Here is a 440-nt window from a genome sequence, read left to right as displayed (position 1 = left end):
AGTATCGGGAATCTGTGTGGCAGTTTAGGTGGGCATATGAAAGTCCTAAACTATCCGCTAGACGTTAAACCAGCGCAGGGTGGGACGTTAACTGAAAGTCGCAAAAAGAGTGGCCGCTACTTTGATGACTATCAGGTAACTAACGCTAAAATTTGTCAGGTGTTAAATCATCTAATTGGTTCAGAGCCATCAAAAACACAAAAACAAAGGGAGAGTGCTCGTAAGGTTAGAAGTAAGATATTGCGAAAGCAGATAGCCCTGTGGATGCTCCCATTAATTGAGTTAAGAGATATCGTTGATGCTGAACCCAATCAACAGAAATTGAAACATGATGACACTTTAGTTCAAGCCTTTTTGTCGCTACCAGAATCGGACCTAGGCTCTTTAGCTAGTGAGTTAAATCGTCGCTTGCATCTCTCGTTTCAGAATAACAAGTATGC

Annotated in this window: 1 pseudogene; it reads left to right on the top strand. The window is 41.8% G+C overall.

Annotated elements, in window-relative coordinates:
- Positions 1 to 440 (top strand): annotated as a pseudogene (locus AB4486_RS26120) (hypothetical protein); the annotation flags it as partial.

The organism is Vibrio sp. 10N.222.55.C6 (assembly GCF_041473395.1).
Classification (GTDB): domain Bacteria; phylum Pseudomonadota; class Gammaproteobacteria; order Enterobacterales; family Vibrionaceae; genus Vibrio; species Vibrio crassostreae_C.
Note: the sequence above shows the minus strand (reverse complement) of the source record. Positions and strands in the feature narration are given on the sequence as shown.